25 protein-coding genes are annotated in these 24368 nt (G+C 40.9%); all 25 read right to left on the minus strand.

Annotation, left to right across the window (positions count from 1 at the left end):
- The 25 genes from FN924_RS16625 to prmC all read right to left on the minus strand — a co-directional run bounded on the left by FN924_RS16625 (position 1) and on the right by prmC (position 24368).
- Complete coding sequence (locus FN924_RS16625; protein ID WP_143896412.1) at positions 1-819, minus strand: carbohydrate ABC transporter permease; 819 nt, start codon at positions 817-819, stop codon at positions 1-3.
- Positions 820-832: 13 nt separating this feature from the next.
- Positions 833-2146 (minus strand): carbohydrate ABC transporter permease, encoded by a 1314-nt coding sequence (locus FN924_RS16630; RefSeq protein WP_143896414.1) that lies wholly within the window; start codon positions 2144-2146, stop codon positions 833-835.
- A 190-nt stretch (positions 2147-2336) separates the two neighbouring features.
- Positions 2337-3656, minus strand: a complete 1320-nt coding sequence (locus FN924_RS16635; protein ID WP_143896416.1) for an ABC transporter substrate-binding protein — start codon at positions 3654-3656, stop codon at positions 2337-2339.
- A 302-nt stretch (positions 3657-3958) separates the two neighbouring features.
- Positions 3959-5281: an ABC transporter substrate-binding protein gene (locus tag FN924_RS16640; RefSeq protein WP_143896419.1), complete on the minus strand. Its 1323-nt coding sequence runs from the start codon at positions 5279-5281 to the stop codon at positions 3959-3961.
- Positions 5282-5614: 333 nt separating this feature from the next.
- Positions 5615-6010: a F0F1 ATP synthase subunit epsilon gene (locus FN924_RS16645; protein WP_143896421.1), complete on the minus strand. Its 396-nt coding sequence runs from the start codon at positions 6008-6010 to the stop codon at positions 5615-5617.
- A gap of 109 nt (positions 6011-6119) precedes the next feature.
- Positions 6120-7523, minus strand: coding sequence for a F0F1 ATP synthase subunit beta (gene atpD, locus FN924_RS16650; RefSeq protein ID WP_143896423.1), 1404 nt, complete (start codon positions 7521-7523; stop codon positions 6120-6122).
- Positions 7524-7553: 30 nt separating this feature from the next.
- Complete coding sequence (gene atpG, locus FN924_RS16655) at positions 7554-8414, minus strand: ATP synthase F1 subunit gamma (RefSeq protein ID WP_143896425.1); 861 nt, start codon at positions 8412-8414, stop codon at positions 7554-7556.
- A 44-nt stretch (positions 8415-8458) separates the two neighbouring features.
- Positions 8459-9967: a F0F1 ATP synthase subunit alpha gene (gene atpA, locus FN924_RS16660; RefSeq protein ID WP_143896427.1), complete on the minus strand. Its 1509-nt coding sequence runs from the start codon at positions 9965-9967 to the stop codon at positions 8459-8461.
- A gap of 21 nt (positions 9968-9988) precedes the next feature.
- The gene (locus FN924_RS16665) at positions 9989-10531 is read right to left on the minus strand and encodes a F0F1 ATP synthase subunit delta (protein WP_143896429.1); all 543 of its coding nucleotides are present in this window, start codon (positions 10529-10531) and stop codon (positions 9989-9991) included.
- On the minus strand, positions 10528-11064 hold the full coding sequence (gene atpF / locus FN924_RS16670) for a F0F1 ATP synthase subunit B (protein WP_228409495.1): 537 nt from the start codon (positions 11062-11064) through the stop codon (positions 10528-10530). The genes FN924_RS16665 and atpF overlap by 4 nt, the downstream gene beginning before the upstream one ends.
- A gap of 136 nt (positions 11065-11200) precedes the next feature.
- Positions 11201-11407 (minus strand): F0F1 ATP synthase subunit C, encoded by a 207-nt coding sequence (atpE, locus tag FN924_RS16675; protein WP_143896431.1) that lies wholly within the window; start codon positions 11405-11407, stop codon positions 11201-11203.
- Positions 11408-11539: 132 nt separating this feature from the next.
- A complete protein-coding gene (gene atpB, locus FN924_RS16680) occupies positions 11540-12265 on the minus strand; it encodes a F0F1 ATP synthase subunit A (protein WP_143896433.1) in 726 nt (241 codons plus the stop codon).
- 5 nt (positions 12266-12270) lie between these two features.
- Complete coding sequence (locus FN924_RS16685) at positions 12271-12657, minus strand: ATP synthase subunit I (protein ID WP_143896435.1); 387 nt, start codon at positions 12655-12657, stop codon at positions 12271-12273.
- Between the two features lie 333 nt (positions 12658-12990).
- Positions 12991-15183, minus strand: a complete 2193-nt coding sequence (locus tag FN924_RS16690; protein ID WP_323368627.1) for a S8 family serine peptidase — start codon at positions 15181-15183, stop codon at positions 12991-12993.
- Positions 15184-15282: 99 nt separating this feature from the next.
- Positions 15283-16431, minus strand: coding sequence for a non-hydrolyzing UDP-N-acetylglucosamine 2-epimerase (wecB, locus tag FN924_RS16695; protein ID WP_143896437.1), 1149 nt, complete (start codon positions 16429-16431; stop codon positions 15283-15285).
- Between the two features lie 26 nt (positions 16432-16457).
- Entirely contained in the window at positions 16458-17087 is a 630-nt protein-coding gene (upp, locus tag FN924_RS16700; RefSeq protein WP_143896440.1) for a uracil phosphoribosyltransferase, read from the minus strand.
- Positions 17088-17239: 152 nt separating this feature from the next.
- On the minus strand, positions 17240-18475 hold the full coding sequence (gene glyA / locus FN924_RS16705; protein ID WP_143896442.1) for a serine hydroxymethyltransferase: 1236 nt from the start codon (positions 18473-18475) through the stop codon (positions 17240-17242).
- A gap of 69 nt (positions 18476-18544) precedes the next feature.
- A complete protein-coding gene (locus FN924_RS16710) occupies positions 18545-19111 on the minus strand; it encodes a TIGR01440 family protein (protein WP_143896444.1) in 567 nt (188 codons plus the stop codon).
- 8 nt (positions 19112-19119) lie between these two features.
- Positions 19120-19560: a ribose 5-phosphate isomerase B gene (gene rpiB / locus FN924_RS16715; protein WP_143896446.1), complete on the minus strand. Its 441-nt coding sequence runs from the start codon at positions 19558-19560 to the stop codon at positions 19120-19122.
- 19 nt (positions 19561-19579) lie between these two features.
- Complete coding sequence (locus tag FN924_RS16720; protein ID WP_143896448.1) at positions 19580-20176, minus strand: low molecular weight protein arginine phosphatase; 597 nt, start codon at positions 20174-20176, stop codon at positions 19580-19582.
- 146 nt (positions 20177-20322) lie between these two features.
- Positions 20323-20877, minus strand: coding sequence for a manganese efflux pump MntP (locus tag FN924_RS16725; RefSeq protein WP_143896450.1), 555 nt, complete (start codon positions 20875-20877; stop codon positions 20323-20325).
- Between the two features lie 93 nt (positions 20878-20970).
- Positions 20971-21996, minus strand: a complete 1026-nt coding sequence (locus FN924_RS16730; RefSeq protein ID WP_143896452.1) for an L-threonylcarbamoyladenylate synthase — start codon at positions 21994-21996, stop codon at positions 20971-20973.
- A 210-nt stretch (positions 21997-22206) separates the two neighbouring features.
- A complete protein-coding gene (locus FN924_RS16735; RefSeq protein WP_143896453.1) occupies positions 22207-22617 on the minus strand; it encodes a hypothetical protein in 411 nt (136 codons plus the stop codon).
- Positions 22618-22714: 97 nt separating this feature from the next.
- Positions 22715-23380, minus strand: a complete 666-nt coding sequence (gene spoIIR, locus FN924_RS16740; RefSeq protein ID WP_143896455.1) for a stage II sporulation protein R — start codon at positions 23378-23380, stop codon at positions 22715-22717.
- Positions 23381-23495: 115 nt separating this feature from the next.
- Entirely contained in the window at positions 23496-24368 is an 873-nt protein-coding gene (prmC, locus tag FN924_RS16745; protein WP_143896456.1) for a peptide chain release factor N(5)-glutamine methyltransferase, read from the minus strand.

A 24368-nucleotide genomic window follows, 5' to 3' on the forward strand; every position in this document is an offset into this window, starting at 1 on the left:
TTATTCTTTTACAGATCCTGATGTAAGTCCTGACACGATTCTACGTTGGAATAGTAGAACGATGATGACGATTGGTATGGTTACGATAACGGTCGCAGCCGAGATATCTCCCCAAGGAATGGAGTACTGACTTTGATACATCGAAATCCCTACGGGAACGGTGCGCCACATATCGGAACTATTGATTGTTAAAGCAAAAAGGTATTCATTCCATGCCGCAATAAAAACGAGAATTCCAGTTGTAAACACCCCTGGTGCGGCGAGTGGAAAGATGATTTTTCGGAATGTCTGAAATGGACTTGCCCCATCCAGCTTTGCCGATTCCTCCAGTTCATACGGTATTTTCTGAAAAAAGGTGGATAGTATCCAAATTGCCAAAGGTAAACTAATCGTAATATAAGGAATCACTAATCCTAAATAACTATTTCTAAGGCCAAGTCCTGTAATCAAATTAAACATTGGTGAAATAATCGCAATCTGTGGAAACATCGATGCAGCAAGCACAATTCCAAGAATAAGTCCTTTTCCTCTTATCGGAAGTCTTGTAATTGCGTAAGAGGCAAACGATGCGAAAGCGAGTGCTAAAACAGTTGTTAACGATGACACCACGAAGCTATTTAACATATATCGCAGCAGTGGTCGATTCGTTAAGGCCGCTTCATACGAATCTAAGCCTGGATTTTTCGTAAACCAGTTAAAGGATGAGAAAATTTCTCCAGGTGGTTTAATGGATGTCAAGAATACCCAGATGAATGGGAACATGACTAAAAATACAAAGATTACGAGAAATGTGTAAAATCCAAATCCCGCTTTTTTCATTGTGTTCCCCCCCTTATCTTGTTCTTCCTGAAATAAGTTCTGAACCGATTAACTTCACGTAAATGACACTAATGATGGCAACACAGATGAATACAATAACTGACAGTACGGAACCTTCTCCGAAGTTTTGCTGTGCGAACAAGGTTTCATAAGCATATACCGAAATAGATTCAGTTGCGTTCGCTGGTCCTCCACCTGTCAATACGTAAATCAAGTCAAATACACGGAATGCATCTAGAGTACGGAACAATAAGGCAACTAGAATACTAGATTTTAATAATGGTAGTGTAATAGATCGAAACTGCTGGAGCTTCGTTGCACCGTCCACTGATGCTGCTTCATATAGTGACATCGGAATCGTTTGTAAGCCTGCTAATAGTAATAGAGCCATATATGGAGTAGTTTTCCAAACGTCCGCTAAAATAACGGAGAACATCGCCCCATTCGATGTAGACAGTAGCCACGATGCATCTGGCACGATGTTTAACACTTCTAAATAATGTCCGACGATTCCAGATTGACCGTCATATAGAAATCCCCACATCATGGCAGCAACAGCCGTTGGAATGGCCCATGGAATGAGTACGGATGCCCGAATTAAACCTCGACCTTTAAAGGCTCTGTTGATGAGCAACGCAATTGCTAATCCTAATACGAGCTCAAATCCTACAGAAATAACTGTAAAGAATGTCGTATTCCAGAGGGACTGCCACATTCTTTTATCCTTGAAATATTTGACGTAATTGTCCAATCCGATAAAGTTAGATTTTAGAATCGTGTTACTCGTAGCACCTAACAACCCTGCTGTTTGTGTAAATTGTTCGGATAGTTGCTCGTCGCTTGTCGCTTCAGCCATGGTTGTTAATTGTTCTTCAAAGGATTGGAGAGCCTGTCGATAATCAACAGCAAAATCATTATCAATCTGTTCATACTTTAATTCCGAATCCGTAACCGGTTGATATTTCATGAGCATTTCATCGATGGTTGCGATATCCTTCTTTATTTGGTCATTCTTTAAAAGTTGCTGATGAAAGGACTCGATTTGATCTTGAATATCTTGAACCTTAGCTGCGTCTTCTCCTGGAGCAGCAGTTGCTAAGCTTTCTAATTGATTCCCGATATAAAAGTAGTTATCCGCATAACGCTCAAGATCAATATTTGCATCTAACATTTTTTGAGAACGGGTTGGGTCATTTAATCGATAGTCAAACAAACTATTCCACATAGATTGCGCAACTGGCCACAGGGTAACAACAAAAACTAAAATTAGTGACGGTATGACCATGGCATAACCTAGCTGTTTTTCGTTTAATTGAAACTTCTTCATCGTGATCCCCCTTCTTTTTTCCATTTGCCCTGTGTCTCGAGACTTTCGTATTGAAAAACTTGGTGTGAAAGGTGCAGGCTCGATGCTTTCGTTAACCTTATCTTCCTTCTTAAACCTAGCTACCCTGGTAGGGGTAAAGGAAAAGCAAGATGAGAGTTTCCGCTCATCTTGCTCCTCTACTGTAGAAGCGTTACTCACTCATTGCTTCTTCAATTTTTGTTTGGATATTTGCTGCTGCTTCTTCCGCGGTTTGATCTCCAGTTAATGCACTAGAAAGTTCAATTTGTAAAATATCAGAGATCTTTGGATAAATTGGTGTTACTGGGCGTGGTACTGCAGCTTCCAACACTTTTACAAACTCAGGGTTTGCAAATAATGGGCTTGCTTCTTGGATTTCAGTATCCTCATAAAGTGCCTTCAAAGTTGGTGCTGATCCACCTTCTGTTGCTGTGATTTTTTGACCTTCTGGACCAGTCATGAACTTCACAAATTCCCAAGCAGCTTCTGGATGCTCACTATAACGGTTAATCATTGTCATCCAACCACCTAGAGTTGCCGCACTTCCTGCATCACCAGCTGGTAATGTCGTAATTCCAACATTACCTACGACTTTGGATCTCTCTTCATCATTGGAAGATGCTTGCATATAAGGCCAGTTACGTGCAAATACGGATTGACCTTCGATCCATGCTGTCTCTGTTTCTGTTTCCATGAAGTTTAAAATGTTATCCGGTACGAAGTCAGAGTTTACGATTTCTTGCATTTTCTTAATCGCTTTTACTGTTTCTGGGCTATTCGCAACCACTTCGTTATTCTCATTAATGATTTGTCCGCCGTAGGAAGCAATAAACTCAATTGCGTTACACACAAGTCCTTCATATTGAGAAGCCTGCATTAAGTAACCAAATTGTGTACCTGCTTCACCGTCAAGAGATTTTGCTTGTTCAATCAGCTCATCCCATGTTTTCGGAGGAGTATCGACGATGTCCGTTCTGTAATAAAGCATCCCCGCATCTGTGAATTTAGGCATTGCCCATTGCTTTCCATTAAACTTCCCTGCTGCTACTGTTCCTGGGAAATAGTCCTCCATGTTGATACCATCTGCTTTGATGAAACGATCTAGCTCTAAGGCATAGTTTGCTTGAGCAAATTCTGCTGGCCAAATTACGTCTGCATCGAACACATCAATTTCGGAGCTTTGTGCACTAAATGCTGTTACATATTGATCGTGCTGTTGTCCTGTATCTGCAGGCATTTCCCGGAATTCTACATCGATGTTCGGATGTGCTTCCTCAAATGCTGCTACTAGCTTTTCGTTTGCACCTGTTGTATCTACACCACGTGCATATACAATCGTTACTTTCTCATCTTCTGTATTCTCATCGGTTGTCTCTGTATCTGTGTTACCTGAATCGTCCGAAGCCTTGTCATTTCCACCATTACATGCCGCTAAAAACAATACTAGTAGAAGTAATCCAAGACTCGCTAAGGCTGATTTCCAAAGTTTCAAACTAATTCCCCCTTTAAATTAGTAGACCCATTCATGTAACCGCTTAACGCATTGAATGTACTATTATGAAATCGATTACATTTTTTATTATAGTACATCTAATTTTAAAGGGTCAACGGTTTTTAGATAAAAAAGTAAGCGTTTTCTAGTTGTTCCTATATCAACTTGTATATACTTCTTACGGCGACAACGGATTAGGTTAGTTATTAAAATGAAAATAAAAAGTAGTTCGACACAATTCGGGGTGTGCCTGTCACTTCCCGGTTTTCGACAAAAACCGGGAAGTGACAGGCACGAGGGTTTTATTCGTTTATGGCTGCTTCTACTTTGGTTTGGATGTTTGCTGCTGCTTCTTCTGCTGTTTGATCACCTGTTAGTGCACTTGACAGTTCTATTTGCAAAATGTCTGAGATCTCTGGGTAAATTGGGGAAACCGGTCTTGGCACTGCTGCTGCCAATACTTTTTGGAATTCTGGGTTGGCAAATAGAGGGCTAGCTTCTTTAATATCAGCATCTTCATAAAGTGCCTTTAACGTAGGCGCTGATCCTCCTTCAATAGCACGGATTTTTTGGCCTTCAGGTCCCGATAAGAATTTTACGAGTTCCCAAGCTGCTTCTGGATGTTCCGTATATCGATTTATCATGGCCATCCAACCACCTAACGTAGCAGCACTATCCGCATCACCAGATGGAAGAGTTGTAATTCCGATTTTATCGATTACTTTAGATCTTTCAGGGTCATTGGAGGATGCTTGCATATAAGGCCAGTTACGTGCAAAAACAGACTGACCTTCAATCCAAGCCGTTTCCGTTTCTGTTTCCATAAAGTTTAAAATGTTATCCGGTACGAAGGCAGAGTTTACGATTTCTTGCATTTTCTTAATCGCTTTTACTGTTTCTGGGCTGTTTGCCACCACTTCGTTATTTTCATTAATAATTTGTCCTCCGTAGGAAGCGATAAACTCAATCGCGTTACATACAAGTCCTTCATATTGAGCTGCTTGCATAAGATATCCGAATTGAGTTCCAGCCTCTCCCTTAAGAGACTTTGCTTGTTTGATTAGTTCGTCCCATGTTTTCGGAGGTGTATCGACGATGTCCGTTCTGTAATAAAGCATTCCCGCATCAGAGAACATAGGCATGGCCCACTGCTTTCCATTAAATTTTCCAGCAGCTACCGTACCAGGAAAATAGTCATCCATGTTTATGCCATCAGCTTTAATAAATCGATCTAAATCTAATGTGTAGTTTGCTTGCGCAAACTCTGCTGGCCAAATCACATCTCCTTCAAACACATCGATTTCCGAACTCTGTGCACTAAATGCTGTTACATATTGATCGTGCTGTTGTCCTGTATCTGCAGGCATTTCCCGGTACTCAATATCGATGTTAGGATGGGATGCTTCAAAGGCTTCAATCAATTTTTCAGTTGCATCCGTTGTATCTACTCCTGATGAGTAAACGAGGGTTACTTTCTCCTCTTCCTCTTGCTTTTCTTCGGTTGTTTCTTTTTCACTATTACCCGTTTCACTTGAGGCTTGTTCATCTGTGCTATTACATGCTGCTAGGAAAATACTTAGGAACAGTAAACTCATTATCCCAAAAACCTTTTTCCAGTGTTTCATCCTTTTTCCCCCTTTTTATTTTATACAATCGTCTTTTTTGAAAACGATTACATAAATAATTGTAGTATAGTGTTTTCGTTGATTCAACAACTATGTAAACGTTTACTTTTTGTGTCGAATTTTACGCTTGCTTTATTCTATGTAACTCAATATGTTGGGCGAGTTATTAAAATGATATGAAAAAGTTTTTCGACATCGTTCGGGGCGTGCCTGTCACTTTCCGGTTTTCGACAGAAACCGGGAAGTGACAGGCACGCCCTTCTTTCTCAACAAAAAAAGACTTAAAACCTTACACAGGCTCCAAGTCTTCTTCTTCGTCATATTAGTTATTATTTATCCGACAATATCTAGACGGTTCATTGCTCTTTTTAATGCTAGTTCTGCCCGTCTGAAATCTATATCATCTTGTTTAGATTGTAATCGTTGCTCCGCTCTTTCTTTTGCTCGCTTTGCACGTTCTACATCAATCTCATGTGGATCTTCAGCAGATTGAGCAAGAATCGTTACTTTTTCCGGACGAATTTCTAAAAATCCGCCGTTTACAGCAAGTTTTTTCGTATCGTCGCCATTTTTCAGGCGAACGGCACTAATGGAAAGAGGCGCAACCATTGGGATGTGACCTGGTAAAATACCAAGCTCCCCAATCTCCGATTTACAACTAACCATTTCAAATGTATCTTCCAAGACAGGGCCATCAGGAGTGACAACACTCACAGTTAGTGTTTTCATTACAATCCCTCCTTGGGCTTGGATCGCAACTTAGCTGCGTGTCCACTATTGTTAACCATTTTCATAAGTCAGAGTAGTTTTACCCGAGAGGATAAACTACTCTAGCTTATTAATAGTTCATTTGTTTTGCTGCTTCGACTACTTCCTCGATACGTCCAACTAAACGGAATGCATCCTCTGGAAGATCATCATGCTTACCATCTAGAATTTCACGGAAGCCTTTTACAGTTTCTTGAACCGGCACATAAGAACCAGGTTGACCAGTAAACTGCTCTGCTACGTGGAAGTTCTGAGATAGGAAGAATTGAATACGACGTGCACGAGCAACTGTTAATTTATCCTCATCAGAAAGCTCGTCCATACCTAAGATTGCAATAATATCTTGTAGCTCTTTGTAACGTTGAAGTGTTTGTTGCACTTCACGAGCTACGTTGTAGTGTTCTTCCCCAACGATTTCTGGATCAAGAGCACGAGACGTAGAAGCTAATGGATCTACGGCAGGATAAATACCTTGCTCAGAAAGCTTACGGTCTAGGTTTGTAGTCGCATCTAAGTGAGCGAAGGTAGTAGCTGGTGCTGGATCCGTATAGTCATCGGCAGGTACATAAATCGCTTGGATGGATGTAACAGAACCTTTTTTCGTTGACGTAATACGCTCTTGAAGCTGACCCATTTCTGTAGCAAGTGTTGGTTGGTAACCAACGGCAGATGGCATACGTCCAAGAAGGGCGGATACCTCAGAACCTGCTTGTGTGAAACGGAAAATGTTATCGATAAATAGTAACACGTCTTGTCCTTGCTCATCACGGAAATATTCCGCCATTGTAAGACCAGTTAGTGCTACACGCATACGTGCTCCAGGTGGCTCGTTCATTTGACCGAATACCATCGCTGTTTTTGCGATAACGCCAGAGTCTTTCATTTCAAAGTAGAGGTCGTTTCCTTCACGAGTACGTTCCCCTACCCCAGCGAACACGGAAATACCACCGTGCTCTTGGGCGATGTTGTTAATAAGCTCTTGAATTAATACGGTTTTACCTACACCCGCACCACCAAATAGTCCGATCTTACCACCCTTAATATACGGAGCAAGTAAGTCTACTACTTTAATACCTGTTTCTAAAATTTCAGTTTCTGTAGCTAAATCTTCAAACTTTGGAGATTGACGGTGAATTGGGTCTCTTCTCACACTAGCATCAATCTTCTCATCAAGGTCAATGTTATCCCCTAATACGTTGAATACACGACCTAACGTTACGTCTCCAACTGGAACAGAGATCGGGGAACCTTGGTCCTTCACTTCTGCACCACGTTGAATTCCTTCCGTAGATGACATCGCGATTGTACGTACACTGTCATCGCCAAGGTGTAAGGCAACCTCAAGCGTTAGGCTGCTTTCACTACCATCACTGGAAAGAACCGTTAAAGCGTTATAAATTTCAGGAAGATGTCCGTCTTCAAATTTAACGTCGACAACTGGTCCCATTATTTGTGTAACGTATCCTTTGCTCATCGTTTTCCCTCCTTACTTCTTCTCAAAGTCCTATTCGAGTGCTGCCGCTCCACCAACAATTTCGGTAATTTCTTGCGTAATTGCTGCTTGACGGGCACGGTTGTATGTCAGTGACAATTCGTCAATTAGTTGGTTCGCATTATCTGTTGCATTCTGCATCGCAGTCATACGAGCAGCGTGCTCACTAGCTTTCCCATCTAAAAGCGTTCCGTAAATCATACTTTCTGCATATTGAGGCAAAAGAACCTCCAGTATCTTCTCTTGATCTGGCTCGTACTCATACGAGCTTTTAGAACCAGAGCCTTGAGAAATATCCGTTAAAGGTAATAGCTTGCGAGATGTTACTTCTTGAGAAATAGCACTTACGTAATGGTTATAGTAAATGTTTAATTCATCGATTTCTTCATCGATATACATTTGAACCGTTTCGTTCGCTAATTCCTTCACATCCGCAAAGCTCGGTTGATCACCAATGCCAACGATTTCCTTTGAAACTGAGAAGCCACGCTTCACAAAGAAATCTCTTCCGATTCGACCAATTACGATAATCGTATATTCGTCCGCAGAACTATGGCGTTGTGTAATGTCTCGATATACCGTTCTTAGGATACTACTGTTATATGCACCAGCGAGACCACGGTCTGAAGTGATCACAAAGTATCCCACTTTTTTCACGGCTCGTTGTTTCAACATTGGATGCTGAATATTCGAATCGTTCGCTGCGATACTTGCTACTACTTCTTGGATTTTATCGCTGTATGGTACAAAGGATTTTGCATTTTGCTCTGCCTTGCTAAGCTTCGAAGCAGAAACCATGTGCATCGCCTTTGTAATTTGCTTTGTTTTCTTACGAGAACTAATTTTCTTCTCGATATCTCTTAATGATGCCACGTCTTTCACCGTCCTTTCTTACAAGGATTTCGACCTATTGAGCCTTACGCAGATGGTACGAATGTTTTCTTGAATGCTTCTACAGCACCATTCATATCCTCTGCTTCCCCAAGATTTCCTGTCTCACGGATTGATAACAATAAATCAGCTTTATTGTTATCTAACCATACATGGAATTCAGACTCAAAGCGAGTAATGTCTTCCACAGGAATATCATCTAGATATCCATTAACAAGTGCGTAGATAATCATCACTTGTTTTTCTACATCAAGTGGTTTGTGAAGGCCTTGCTTTAACACTTCTACAGTACGTGCACCACGATTTAGCTTCGCCTGCGTTGCCGCATCAAGGTCTGAACCGAATTGTGCGAAGGATTCTAGTTCACGGTAAGAAGCTAGGTCTAGACGTAGCGTACCTGAAACTTTTTTCATCGCTTTAATTTGTGCAGAACCACCTACACGGGATACAGAAAGACCTGGGTTAATCGCTGGACGAACACCAGAGAAGAATAGATCAGACTGCAAGAAAATTTGTCCATCTGTGATGGAAATAACGTTTGTCGGGATATATGCGGAGATATCCCCTGCTTGTGTTTCAACGAATGGAAGTGCTGTTAAAGAACCGCCACCCTTTGCATCACTAAGCTTCGCAGCACGCTCTAGTAAACGAGAGTGCAAGTAGAATACATCCCCTGGGAATGCTTCACGACCTGGAGGTCTACGTAGTAACAAGGAAAGTTCACGGTACGCTGCCGCTTGTTTGGACAAGTCATCATATACTACTAATACGTGTTTTCCGTTGTACATAAATTCTTCACCCATAGACACCCCTGTATATGGAGCTAGGTAAAGAAGTGGTGCAGGGTCAGACGCACCTGCAGATACAACAATAGTGTAATCAAGTGCACCGTATTTACGTAACGTTTCTACCGTTCCACGAACCGTAGATTCTTTTTGGCCAATCGCTACATAAATACAAATCATATCTTGACCTTTTGGATTCAGGATTGCATCAATTGCTACTGTTGTTTTACCAGTTTGACGGTCTCCAATGATTAGCTCACGTTGTCCACGTCCGATTGGTACTAGTGCATCAATTGCTTTAATACCTGTTTGAAGTGGTTCATGAACGGATTTACGATCCATTACCCCTGGAGCTGGTGATTCAATTGGACGAGCTTTACTTGTCTCAATTGCACCCTTCCCATCGATTGGTTGTCCAAGTGGATTTACTACACGTCCTAGTAATTCCTCACCAACAGGCACTTCCATAATACGGCCAGTACGTTTCACTTCGTCTCCTTCACGGATTTCCGTGTAAGGGCCTAAGATAACGATACCAACATTGTTTTCTTCTAAGTTCTGTGCCATACCCATGACACCATTTGAAAATTCAACGAGCTCCCCAGCCATGACATTATCAAGGCCGTGTGCACGTGCGATACCGTCACCAATTTCGATAACTGTACCAACATCAGATACTTGGATATCTGATTGATAGTTTTCAATCTGCTGTTTAATCAGTGAACTGATTTCTTCAGCTTTTATGCTCATGCCATTTCACCCCTATCATCCTTAATTAGCTGACACTATGCTTCGCTCTAGACGAGTAAGCTTTCCAGAAATCGATCCATCATATATGGTGTTCCCAATTCTAATCTTGATTCCACCGATAATGCTTGGATCTACAATGTTTTCTATTTTCAATACGTTGATGTTTAGCTTCTTCGCAAACACCTTAGAAATCTCTTCTTGTTCATCAATCGATAACTCACGAACAGAGTAGACTTTCGCTTCTGCGATGCCTTTCATTTCGTTTGCTAACGCAATAACATGTGTGATCACATCCGGAATAGATTCTTCACGGTGACGATCCACAAGAATAAATAGTGTATGAAGCACTTCATTCGAAAAGTCTTTTAGTGATTCTTTTAGTAGGTTCTTTTTATCAGAACCATTTACTTTCGGGTTTGTTAAAAAAGTTAAAAGCTCTGGGCTTTGCTTCACAATTTCGTCCAAAGCACGCATTTCTTCTTCTAACTCTATTAATCGAGATTTTTCTTGTGCAAGTTGAAAAAGAGCATCTGCATAACGCTTGGAAACTACTGCTTCACTCATCGCTCTTCTCCTACCTCTTTAATATATTCGGAAATCAATTTCTCTTGGTCTTGTGCATTAATCTCTTTTTCAATTACTTTAGTAGCAATTTGTACAGAGAGTGTTGCCACTTGATCTTGAAGCGCTTGAATCGCTTTTTCTTTCTCGTTGTTGATTTCTTCTTGTGCTGCTTCTTTTATACGATCTGCTTCTTTACGAGCAGAAGCAATAATATCTTGTTCTTGCTTTTGACCAGCTTTTTTCGCCTCTTCAATGATCGCTTGTGCTTCTTGACGAGTTTTTTGTAATTGCTCGTTTGCTTCACGAGAAGCACGCTCTGCTTCCTGGCGATTTTTTTCAGCTGTTTCAATTTCGTTCGCGATATGATCTTCCCTTTGTTTCATTACTCCCATTAATGGTCCCCACGCAAATTTACGTAGTAGGACTAGTAATACAATAAAGAAGAAAAGTTGGGCTAGCATGTCTCCAGTAAAAAGACCGCCAATTCCACCACCAGCTTGTATCGTCAACCAACCACCTGTTAATGATTGCACAGATTTCACTCCTTTCGAAACAACAAATAAATCGAATCTGACTTAAACGTTTTTCCTTTACAAATAGGTTCCTAATCGTAAAGGAATGGCGAAAGCACAACTACGTTAGACCTTCGCCATTTACATATAAAATCTGTTACATCACGATTAGTGCGATTACAACAGCGATGATCGGCATTGCCTCTACTAGACCGATACCAATAAACATTGTTGTTTGAAGTGCACTGCGCAATTCTGGTTGACGCGCGATACCTTCTACTGTACGACTTACGATTAGACCGTTACCAATACCAGCACCAAGTGCTGCCAATCCTACTGCTATTGCAGCTGCTAAAGCTCCCATAATGAAAATCCTCCTCATAATATATAAAAGTTTAGTTCTTGTTTTCCCCTATGAACATGGAATGTCAATTTTTTTCAACTGACATCCGTCAGCGGGGTTGAAACCTCACTGGCGGAAGTTTCGAAAATATTATTAATGGTCGCTGCTCACTTTGTGAGACATATAAACCATTGTTAACATAGTGAAAATGAATGCTTGAATGGCACCTACGAATAAACTGAATCCTTGCCAAGCTAGCATCGGGATTGCACCACCTAGGAATCCAAGGACGCCTGAAGCGGTTAGTCCAGCAAGCATAGTTAGTAATACCTCACCTGCGTATATGTTACCGAAAAGACGAAGACCTAACGTTAGCGTATTCGAGAACTCTTCAAGCAACTTAACTGGAAATAAGAACCACATTGGACGGAAATAATCTTTTCCGTACTCTTTGACACCTTTTACTTTAATACCGTAATAATGTGTTAAAACGATAACCATGGCGGATAATGTCAACGTAATCCCCGGGTCGGATGTCGGCGACTTCCACCATAACTGGTGATGACTATCCGTAACCATGAAGGCTACCCCTAATAGGTTGCTGACGAAAATATAGGTGATCAAAGTTAATCCTAATGGAAGAAAGGTTTTCCCTGTTTTCCAGTCCATCGTATCTCCAATAATGCCTTTTACGAAATCAATGACCCATTCCATAAAATTCTGAAGACCCGTTGGCTTCATTTGAAGCCTTCTTGATGCCGTTACACCTAGAATAAACACAATTAGAGATGCAATCGCCATCATTAATACATTAGATAGGTTAAAATCTAACCAAGATATTCCAAACACATCGAGAGCTAAAGGTTTTTCATGTTCCAAATCTTTCACCCCTCTTCCTTATGCAAGTCTCTTGATTTAAGTAGTACAAAATCTATCATAATGACAACATAAGCTGTCATTAATCCAATAATAACTGCTATAAGATGGAAATATTCCTCAAAGCGTAGAGCGATTAATACGGCGGCAGCGCCTGAAGCTAATCGCGTAAAAGTGCCAATGCCCTGCATTCGGCGATTTTGAATGGTAGCTAAGCCTAGCTGATTAATCTTGCGTTGCATAAGCCATAAATTGTAAAAGCTTATAACGGTTCCAAGGAGAAGTCCGAGGAAGATACGAGGATATGGAGTAAATCCCGCACCTAAAACTAAGAGCGATAGAAGGTAGAACATCCACTTACGTTGACGGGTTATCATTCTTTGATATTCATTCATTTCGCTTCCCCCGCAATACTAGTAGGAGTCCTATAACATAGATGTAGAAATCACTTGTGACTATGAATCTTTTTTACTTTTTGTAACCCCTTACTATGCTCATCCTAAAATAGCATACAATAGGGGTTGTCCAATGTCAATCTGTATGTTTATAGAATGTTTTTAACTACAAAGTTATGTATGCTGCACAGTTGGGTTCATAATCATTATCATTATACTAGATGAATGTTATTTTGATTTCGACAAATTTGTGACATTACATAAACTTTACATAATTTAGTGTAAGAGTAAGTGGAATGTAGTGTACTCCTCATTCCACTTACTTTTACTATTTTAATCACTCATAATCTTTACAGGCACTTGCTGATAATAGGTCTCCCCATTTTCCGTTACGATAGTGATATTAGCCAAGTAGCTTCCACTATCGCCTACTTTTCTTCCTTCTATTACTCCTTCCGTTAAGCCTTTCTTAAGCTCTTCAAGCTGGAGCAACGTTCTCTTGAACTGTAACGTCTTTGCATCATATAAATCAACCGTTAACCCTTTGGCACCTCCTGGTAAATATAGCCTGTATTCGTATTTTCCATCGGAGAACGCTTGTAATCCAAATTCAAATCCCATTATCCTAGGGAAATTTGCTTCCTTATTAACAAATAGGTATGGAAGTTCATAGGAGGTTTCATCTGACCTTAAAGTGACCCAACCTTGATTCAATCCTTTTTTCCGTTGTGAAGTTGTTACCTCTAGCGTGATAGGTACTGTCTTTGTCTGCTTAGCCGCTATCGTAAAGGTCTTCGGAAAATGCCAGCGCAATCCCTTTTCTTGCTCTGGTAGTTCAAAGTGATAGGCCTTCGTTTCGTCTGATACATTCTCAATCTCCAGCTTATAGGTCACGTCCTCTTTTAATTTTGTTAATTTTCCAAGTGATAGTAAAGGATTATGAAGGATGGTGTCTGTGTGAATTGCTTTTTTAATTTGCATTCGGCCCATCCCTTGATCAATCGGCTCATACCGGTTTCCTTTTTCATCGCTTATTGGCATTGCCGTCGTCAACAATGCCCCCTTTACTTGCTCCGGTGTCCAGTTCGGATGTGCCTGCTTTACTAAAACAGCTCCCCCAGCAACATGTGGGGCTGCCATACTAGTCCCTTGCAGTTCTTGATAGCCCCCCGGTACGGTGCTATTTATAGCAGCTCCTGGTGCAACAATTTCTGGCTTAATGTCCCATGAAATCGTAACAGGTCCTCGTGAGCTGAATTGTGCCATCTTATCTTCTGTCGTTTCATATTCGGTCGCCATCCATTTGTTTTTTTGGACCATATGTTCTAAGAGCCATTCGCCATCTTTTTTAGAAAGGGAAGCTACAGGTATCGTAATCTCATCGCCTTTATCATTAAGTCCACCTTGAAATGGTCCTTTTTCATTATTGTAGATTAAGACAGCAATCGCTCCTGCTTCCTCCGCTTTTCTCGCCTTTTCTTCAAAAGGAATCTTGCCTCGCTTCATTAGAACTATCTTCCCTTTTGCATCGTTTATTTCTTTTTCACCAATTCCACCATACACAATAGGATACTTTCTTTGTAAACTCCACGGAACTGAATCCATTAAGGTTTGAAGCGGGATTTTCTTATCCGTGAAGGAATCAAACAAATACGGATAGGTTAAAGGAGGCGTAGATGCTCCGACTGAGATAGCTTTATCTGACGTAGCTGGAGAGCCTACCGTCCAATTGTTCGGGCCAGCGTTTCCGTTGGCAATTACGACTGTTACCCCTTTTTCAATTGCTTTGTTTACTGCAACTGTTGTTGGCCAATCTGGGCCGTTCACCGAATTTCCTAAGGACATATTCACAACATCCATTCCATCATTTACAGCTCTTTCTAACGCAGCAATAACCTGTACAGAAGTACCCATTCCGCCTGGACCTAGTGCGCGGTATCCATATAGATCTGCTTCCGGCGCAATCCCTTTCATATTGCCGTTGGCCGCAATGATTCCAGAGACGTGTGTGCCATGAAGGGTTGGCTGACCTTGCTCAGGTAAGGTTTCCATTGGCTCCTTATCTAAGTCAACTAAATCATATCCTCCCTCGTAACTGCTGGTTAAGTCCGGGTGATGAAAGTCGACTCCTGTATCAATAACCCCCACTTTCACACCTTCCCCATTATATGCTAGAGGTTTATCCAGCTGGTTAGCCGGATCTTTCAAGAAAGGAATGCTCGTGTTCACATTTGTTGTGTGATAAGTACGAACTGGATATGTTTTTTCTATGTCTTCCATTAACGTGATTTCCTCGATATCCTGTCGGTTCCCTTTGATCGCGATTGCATTTAGCAACGTATCATACACTTCTACTACTTCTACAAAAGGGTGATGATCCTCTATGTAAGCTTTATGTTGATAGGGATCTCCATCCACTTCCACAATCACGGATAGCTCGTCGGATTCTATTTGGCCGTTCACTTTTATAGGAGTTAACCCGACAATCATGGTTAGTACAATGAATAACTGAGCGACTTTCCTCACAGAATCCTCTCCTCGTTTTTTAGTTCTTATTGTCTGCGGAGCAGAGTAATTCCATGCATGCAATATATATAAAAAAGCCTAGAGAAAAAATCTCTAGACTTATTTCACGTTAAAAGATTGTGGTCTATCCTTTGAGTTATGAAAAAAATAATCAATCGCTTCCGCAATACGCACAGATGCTTGTCCATCTCCATATGGATTCGATGCTTTTGCCATTTTCTCATGTGCATCAGAATCTGATAACAGTTCATTTGCCAGTTGGAAAATAGTCTCTTCATCCGTTCCCGCAAGCTTTAACGTGCCTGCTTCAATCCCTTCAGGTCGCTCTGTTGTATCTCGTAAAACAAGCACAGGTACACCTAGTGATGGCGCTTCTTCTTGAACTCCACCTGAATCTGTTAAAATCAAGTGTGCTCTTGATGCGAAATTATGAAAATCCACTGCATTTAATGGCTCAATGAGCTGAATTCGCTCATCATTTCCTAATATTTCGTTGGCCGTCTCTTGAACTACCGGATTTAAGTGGACAGGGTACACCACTTTCACGTCAGGATGAGCTTGGACTAGTCGCTTAATCGCACGGAACATTTGCTGCATATTCTTCCCTAAGTTCTCTCGTCGGTGGGCGGTCATGAGTACTAATCTACTTTCTCCTAAAGAATCAATAATCGGATGTTGATAGTCCTCACTTACTGTTGTATTCAGTGCATCGATTCCCGTATTCCCGGTGACGAAAATAGAATCCTCTTTCTTGTTCTCCGCTAACAGATTTTGTTTAGATTGCTCGGTTGGCGCAAAATGCAAATCTGCCATAATTCCTGTTAATTGGCGGTTCATCTCCTCTGGATATGGAGAATATTTATCCCACGTCCGTAAACCGGCCTCCACATGTCCAACTGCAATTTGATTGTAATACGCCGCAAGGGAGGCAGCGAATGTAGTCGTTGTATCTCCGTGCACGAGTACGATATCCGGCTTCGTTTCCTTCATCACTTCGTCTAACCCTTCAAGCGCTCTCGTCGTGATTTGAGAAAGTGTTTGTTTCGCTTGCATAATATTTAAATCGTAATCTGGAGTTATGTTGAAGATTTCGAGCACTTGATCAAGCATTTCTCGGTGCTGTGCTGTAACGGTCACAATCGGTTCAAACTTATCCGATTGTTTCTTCAGCTCTAGTACAAGTGGTGCCATTTTAATAGCTTCCGGTCTTGTTCCAAATATCGTCATTACTTTGATTCGGTTACCCATGGATGGTCACCCCATTAGTTAAGATATTATTTCGTTCCAAATAAACGATCCCCGGCGTCTCCAAGGCCTGGTACAATGTAGCCTTTCTCATTTAACTTCTCATCAAGTGCTGCAAGGTAAATGTCTACATCTGGGTGATCTTTCTGAATGACTTCTACGCCTTCAGGTGCAGCAATTAAACACATCAGTTTAATGTTGTTTGCTCCACGTTTTTTTAAAGAATGGATGGCGTCGTTTGCAGACCCTCCGGTTGCAAGCATCGGATCAATCACAATCAGTTCTCTTTCTTCTATATCAGAAGGAAGTTTAATATAGTACTCCACTGGTTTTAATGTGTTCGGATCACGATATAACCCGACATGTCCTACTTTAGCTGCCGGAATAAGACGTAGAATACCATCTACCATTCCAAGACCTGCTCGTAGAATCGGAACTAGTCCTATTTTTTTCCCAGAAAGGATTTTTGTCTTTGCCTCAGTTACCGGAGTTTCAATCGTAATCTCTTCTGTTGGCATATCTCTTGTAATTTCAAAAGCCATAAGACCTGCTACTTCGTCTACTAATTCACGGAATTCTTTCGTTCCTGTTTTCTTATTTCTTATGTATGTTAGCTTATGCTGAATTAACGGATGATCTAACACATATACGTTACCCAAAATCGATCACTCCTTTTAATAGTTACATCCTAAAAATTGTACTGAAAAAACAAAGCTCTTTCAAGCTTAATATTTACTAGACTCCCCATTAGCATTCTCAAAAAAACGCATGAAAAGTCCCTTGCACCATGTCTGGGGCAAGGGACTTTTCATTATTGATAAAGAGGGAAACGGTCCGCTAACGCTTTTACTCGACCTTCCATTTCTTTTAACTTCGCTTCCTCTTCATGATTTTTTAATGTTCCTGCAATAATCGATGCAATCTCATCCATTTCTTCTAACCCAAATCCTCTAGTCGTCACAGCAGCTGTACCGATACGAACACCACTCGTAACAAATGGACTTTCCGGATCGAATGGGATTGTATTTTTATTTGTCGTTACCCCTACATCGTCTAGTGCTTTTTCTGCTACTTTACCAGTTAAGTTCAACGGACGAACGTCTAATAATAATAGATGATTATCTGTACCACCAGAAACGATTCGAATCCCTTCGTTTTGTAAGGCTTCACTCAAACGCTGTGCATTAGCGATGATTTGTTTCGTGTACGTTTTAAAGTCATCTGATAGAGCTTCTTTGAATGCAACCGCCTTAGCTGCGATGACGTGCATTAAAGGGCCCCCTTGAATACCAGGGAAGATGGATTTATCAATTTGCTTCGCATATTCTTCTTTACAAAGAATCATCCCACCACGTGGTCCACGTAACGTTTTATGTGTAGTCGTGGTTACAAAATCTGCATATGGTACTGGGCTTGGGTGAAGACCTGTCGCCACAAGACCAGCAATGTGTGCCATATCAACCATTAAATAAGCACCAACTACATCTGCAATCTCACGGAACTTTTGAAAATCAATTTTGCGAGGATACGCACTAGCACCTGCAACAATGAGCTTTGGTTTTACTTCTTTCGCTTTGTTTAAAATATCTACGTAATTAAGTTGTTCTGTTTCTTGATCCACGCCATATTCTACGAAGTTGTAAAGCTTCCCACTGAAGTTGACCGGACTGCCGTGTGTTAAGTGTCCACCATGGCTTAAGTTCATTCCTAATACGGTGTCACCCGGCTCTAATACCGAGAAATAAACAGCCATATTCGCTTGTGCTCCAGAGTGTGGCTGTACATTTGCATGATCTGCGCCAAATAATTCCTTCGCACGGTCACGCGCAAGATTTTCTGCAACATCTACATACTCACAGCCACCATAATATCTTTTATCTGGATAGCCTTCTGCGTATTTGTTGGTGAGCACAGAACCTTGTGCTTCCATCACAGCTTTCGTAACAAAGTTTTCCGATGCGATCAATTCAATTTTGTCGTTTTGACGCTTTCTTTCATCTTCCATTGCTTGAAAAAGTTCTGGATCGAATTGTTTTACGTGTTCCATCGTAGAATCCCCCTGTACGTGAATTAAATTTTATATAGACATGGTAAACATGTTTATCCTTGTGTAAAACTATCTCATTTGGTTGTCTGGATACTCCGCTCTTTTTCCACCTATCAATTTAGGTCTAGTTCGAGCCGTATTCACTCTCGCATGTCCGACATACCTTTGTTTGAATCGAAGTGGAATGACGACCGGCTTTAGGTGCATACCAATCATCGTTTCTCCGATATCAATCCCTGCATCAGCCAATACAGACTCTACTAAGATAGGATCTCGGAATTGTTTAAATGCATAAGATGCCATGGAACCTCCTGCAGTAGGAACCGGAACAGCCGTTACTTCTGTCCATCCTTTGGTCATTGCCAGTTTCCTTTCCACTACAATCGCTCGGTTTAAGTGTTCACAGCATTGATAAATCACTTCAACTCCAGATCTTTGTTGCAGTTCAGAAAGCTTGTCATATATACATGCTGCTATTTCCTCACTACCAGACGTACCAATTCTTTGACCCGCCACTTCACTTGTGGAGCATCCAACGATAAACAGATGTCCCTTTTTCAAGTAATCACTATCTATCCATTCATCTACTATATCGGCCAGTTCACTTGTCCACTTATTGATGTCTAGATTACTCATAAGGATTCTTACTTTTCCTCGTATTCTGTAATCTTGTTAATACGATTGGCATGGCGACCAGCTTGAAAATCTGCATGTAGCCAAGTTTTTACGATTTCAACGGCAAGTCCTGGTCCGACAACTCGTTCTCCCATAGTTAAAATGTTCGAGTCGTTATGCTCACGTGTTGCTTTCGCACTAAATACATCATGTACTAACGCTGCACGAATTCCTTTTACTTTGTTTGCACTAATGGACATTCCGATACCTGTCCCGCAGATGAGAATTCCTTTATCAAATTCCCCGCTAGCCACTCGCTCTGCAGCGGGAATTGCATAATCCGGATAATCTACGGAACCTTCACAGTTACAACCAATATCCTCAAACTCAATATTTAATTCCTTTAAAAGGTTCGCAATCTCTTCTCTTAAACGGATTCCACCGTGATCAGATGCTAATATAACGCGCATGGAAGAAAACCCCCTATTTTTATTGATTATCGATTTTTTTAATAAGTAAATCTATATACTGTTCTATTTCCGCTAACGTCTCTTGATAAACGGACAGACTGCCACCGAATGGGTCAGAAATGTCCAAGTTAGGCAAGCTACTTTCAAGACGTTGTATCTCTTCTATTTCCGTACTTAGTTTATCATACATTTGCTCATTCCTTAGGAAATTACCTTCTTTATTTAAGATGTTCGCACGCTTTTCTTCAAGTGTAGCATAGGCTTTTTTTAATTGCTCCCAAGCATCGGAGTTATCTTCTAGTACATATTCTTTCAATGTATAAATTTTATCATAATAGTTCGGGAATTGAGCTACTAATGATTGCTTATGCTGTGTCGTCATCGTTAAGACGATTTCCGCCCAATGTAGGGTGTCGGGTGTAACCGGTTGAGATTGATGCTCTAGGGATATACCTTTCGCGGATAATGCATCAACAGATCCTTGTGAAGGTCGCTGACCGAATCCAGCAAATATCCCTGCAGATTGAACCTCAAAATCGGGGCGTCTCTTTTTTAATAATGCTTCTGCCATCGGACTTCTACACGTATTCCCTGTACAAACAAATAAAATCCTCATTGTGTTGGCCTCCAGAACGCTCTCTTTGTGAAAAACTATATCATATCCTTTCCTAAGGGACAAAGAAAGATGTATTTGTGCAACTCCACTGCATGAAACGTAAAAAAGTCAGGAGCTGAATAAACTCCTGACTTTTTTGCCTACCATTAACCAAAAATTATTCGGAGCCCAAAGGCACATAAAATACTGCCACCTAAAAGCTCACTATAAATTCCAAGCAACCCTCTCGCTTTCCTTCCTAGTAACAGGCCCGTCCAGGTTAGAAGCATGCTAAAAAAACCAAAAAGCACTAATGCAAGAGCAGTCCGGACACCGGACATTCCAAGGCTTAATCCAACAGAAAAGCTATCTAAGCTTACACTTAATGCAAATATAGCTAATCCAAACCCTACGGGGCTTAATAACTGTTTATCTTCATGGTTAAAGGAGGAAAGAATCATTTGCACTCCTATTGTTATTAAGAGGAGTCCTCCTCCAATGATGGCAAATCCTTCAATTTTGGTCGAAATATATTGACCAATCAGAATACCTAAAAACGGCATAGCGATATGGAAGAATCCTACCGTAATCCCAATGATAGCAATTCGCTTTAGGCGCAATAACTGCATCCCCATCCCTAAGCCTACGGAAAATGCATCCATGCCTAATGCAATAGCCATAAAGCATAGGGAAAAAAATTCCGCGATCTGCAACTCTGGCATACTGCCAACCCCTCTCTGGACATGCTAGTTAACTATATGCGAGAGAGGATTTGATTATGCTTGTCTTCCCTTTCTTCCATGGAGAGGGAAGGTCTAAATTTGCTTCGTAGCCGCTTTGGTTAGCCGATTCATGATTGCGTATCCTACCCCTTCATTCGGGAAGGCTTCACAAAGAATTAAATCATACTCTTGTTCTTTATAGTAACGGAGTGCATCATACAAATGACGGGCCACTTCCTCAAGATCAAATCGTGAGCCTACAACTTTCATATCCGTCGCATCCAGTTGAGCTGCATATTCTTTGCTGACGATGACAGCTAGCTTATGACCTTTCTGCTCATACTTTTTAATATGCTCCTGCATGACATGGACATCTCCGTTTACTAAAAATAACGGAACTTCAGGGGCATAGTGAGTATATTTCATTCCTGGCGATTTAGGTTTATGTAATTCGTCCGCTAATCCAGGATCCATCATGACCGGACCAATTACTTTCTCGATCTCTTCTTTTGTAATTCCACCTGGTCGAAGAATAACTGGAATCTCTGCAGTACAGTCAATTACCGTTGACTCTACTCCGACAGAAGTCGGACCACCATCTAACAGTCCGGCGATTCTACCATTCAAATCTTCATATACATGATTGGCAGTCGTCGGACTAGGTTTGCCGGAACGATTCGCACTAGGTGCTGCTAGTGGAAGATTACACGCTTCCAGCAAGGCAAGTGCAATAGGGTGATTTGGAATTCTTATCCCCACTGTGGATAACCCTGCCGTAACATTTTTCGCTAAGGTTTGGTTGCTTTCTAATATTAACGTAATGGGACCTGGTGTAAAGTGGTCGAGTAATAAATCGGCGACTTCTGGGATTTCCTGTACATACTTTTCCAATTGCTCACGTGTCGCAACATGTGCAATTAAAGGGTTATCAGATGGTCTTCCTTTCGCTTCAAAAATCTTTGATACTGCCTCTGGATTGCACGCATCTGCCCCTAACCCATAAACGGTTTCGGTAGGGAAAGCGACTACTTCTCCCTTTTTTATAAGTTCACTCGCTTGTTGAATATGTTTCAAATCCTGTGGATTAGTTATCTTCCAATATTGTGTTTCGGTCACCATACCATTCTCCTATCTTTCCTATCAACACGATATCCACATTATGAAAGCTTGTGGATTTTTTCGCAAGTAACTTGAAGGAATGAACGTATATTTAGACGGTTAATGAAAAATCAAATCAAAAAATCCTCCCTTTTTTTCAGGAAGGACTTATCTATCCACATTCATTCACAAGTTATCAACAACAGTTATACACACCTGTGCATAACCGTTTTATTTCACTTCAATCATCCACCAATTACCTTGGTCTTTTAATAGCTCTTGTGCGAAGGCTGGTGTATCTACTTGTGTAAAATGGATCATGTCTAATAATGTATCCAGTGTTGTTTGGTGACTATACACAAAGAGAAAATCCCCCTCTTTATCTTTGGCTAGTGCAATGGCAGATTCCATAATAGCCAACGGAAAAGTAGCAGGAACCCCTTCCTTCATGTACAGACTTTTCAACCATAAACCGTTCCTTTTAACGGGAGAAAGGGCAAAATAGGCTTTATAGCTTCCTTCATACTCTACTAAGTATCCATATTGTTTCAGTGACTCTTTTTCTTCAAAATCATTCCACTTATCTGCAAAGAAATCCTGTAATACTTTTTCTTCCAAATCTGCTGTATGGATAAACTTCACGGACTCCACTCCCTATCTTTTCTATGACTACCACTAGTTCTGTACTCTATATTATGAAATTGATAGGGTGTAATATGCTAGATTTCTCAATATATTCTTAAAAACCGAGCCATTCCAATAAGAAGAACTTCACTTCTACTTCTTCTTCCTCTTCGGACGCTGTTTCTGTTTCTTTTCTTTCTTTTGTTGCTTTTGTTTCTTTCGACTCTTTCCCTTCGTCTTTCTGCTCTGGTTCCGCTACACTAGTACCATTAGAAAAATCTAAGAAACATAGTGGTGGAAACAATACACACCACCAGTTCGCACCTTTTCCTTCCCCAAGCGTAATCAGAATTGCTTCATACTTACCTGCCGGATACACATAAGATCCATATACCTTCGTCGGAAACTTTACACCCTTTCCGTAGCGAACACGATACGGTTGATCACTGTTATGTTCCTCTAGCGTATTTGCCACAAGTTTCTCTATTTCTGGTAGATTATCTTGAATAAGCAATCTCGCTTCTTCTATATCAGACATGTCTTGGACCCACTCATTGATTTGAGCATTCACTTTATCTCTTACTCTTCGTTTCAATTGTTGGTCTGCCTCTTTATCACTGTTCGCAAGAATACGAAGTCGAATCGCCTCATCTGGTATCACTTGATAATTTTTCTCTTGTGCATGCTGGTCAGCTTCTTGTTCTGCTTTTAAATTCTGTTGTCCTGGAAATGCTCCTAATAAAAGAAATAATGATAACAAGATAAATAATTGCTTTTTCATGTTTCCTGCCCCTTTCTTCTTCCCTGTTACAAACAGTATGGGCAGGTTATCAATCTTTTAAACTTGTAATCTATTATTTTTTGTTTTCATGTTCACCCATAGCCAAGTAAAGTTACTAGCGCTCGTAAATTTGGGCAAATACCAGTCGTTCTTTCCCATTTATGTCTTTCCGGATTTCTACGGTGCTATCCGGAAACGTATTCCTAATTAGGGATTGAACATCTTCCCCTTGATCATGTCCAATTTCAAATGCAATCCACCCGTTTTCATCTAATACTTCCTTCGCTTGGCTCAAGATCTCTTGATAAGCTGCCAGCCCCTTTCTTTCTGCAAACAGAGCGAGAGAAGGGTCAAAGTTTTTGACCGTATCAGATAAAGCTTCTGCATCCGTAAGTGGAATATATGGTGGGTTCGAAACGATGATTTGAACTTTTTCTTTTCGTTCCAGTAAAGGCTGTAGATAGTTACCCTGTAAAAAAGTAACATCTGCCCCCAAACGTGCCGCATTTTGCTTCGCGACCATAAGTGCTTCTTCGGAAATATCTACCGCACAAACGTCATTTACTTCTTTCTCCAGCTTTAAAGAAATAGCAATTACACCACTACCGGTGCCGACATCTACGAGCTTTATCGGCTCCTTATCATAAAACTTCTCGATAATAGAAAGAACTCCTTCCACTAATTCTTCCGTTTCTTGTCGAGGAATCAATACGTGCTTGTTCACGATAAAGCTTCTTCCATAAAAAGAGTCCTGTCCCGTTAAATGCTGAACTGGAATTCCTGTTTCTACATGAGTCTGTATATTGGTACGATATTTCTCCCAATCAGAATATTTCAGTTTTTCCCTAAAGGCTACTAAAAACTCCGTTCTGGTCATCTTCAATTCATGCTGGAGCAAAATTTCAGCAACTTTCGGTTCGCGATTATGTTGTTCTAAAAAAGAAGAAGCCCATTGGAGGGCTTCATAAATGGTCTTTTCGTTTCTCAT

The organism is Radiobacillus deserti (assembly GCF_007301515.1).
Lineage (GTDB): Bacteria > Bacillota > Bacilli > Bacillales > Amphibacillaceae > Radiobacillus > Radiobacillus deserti.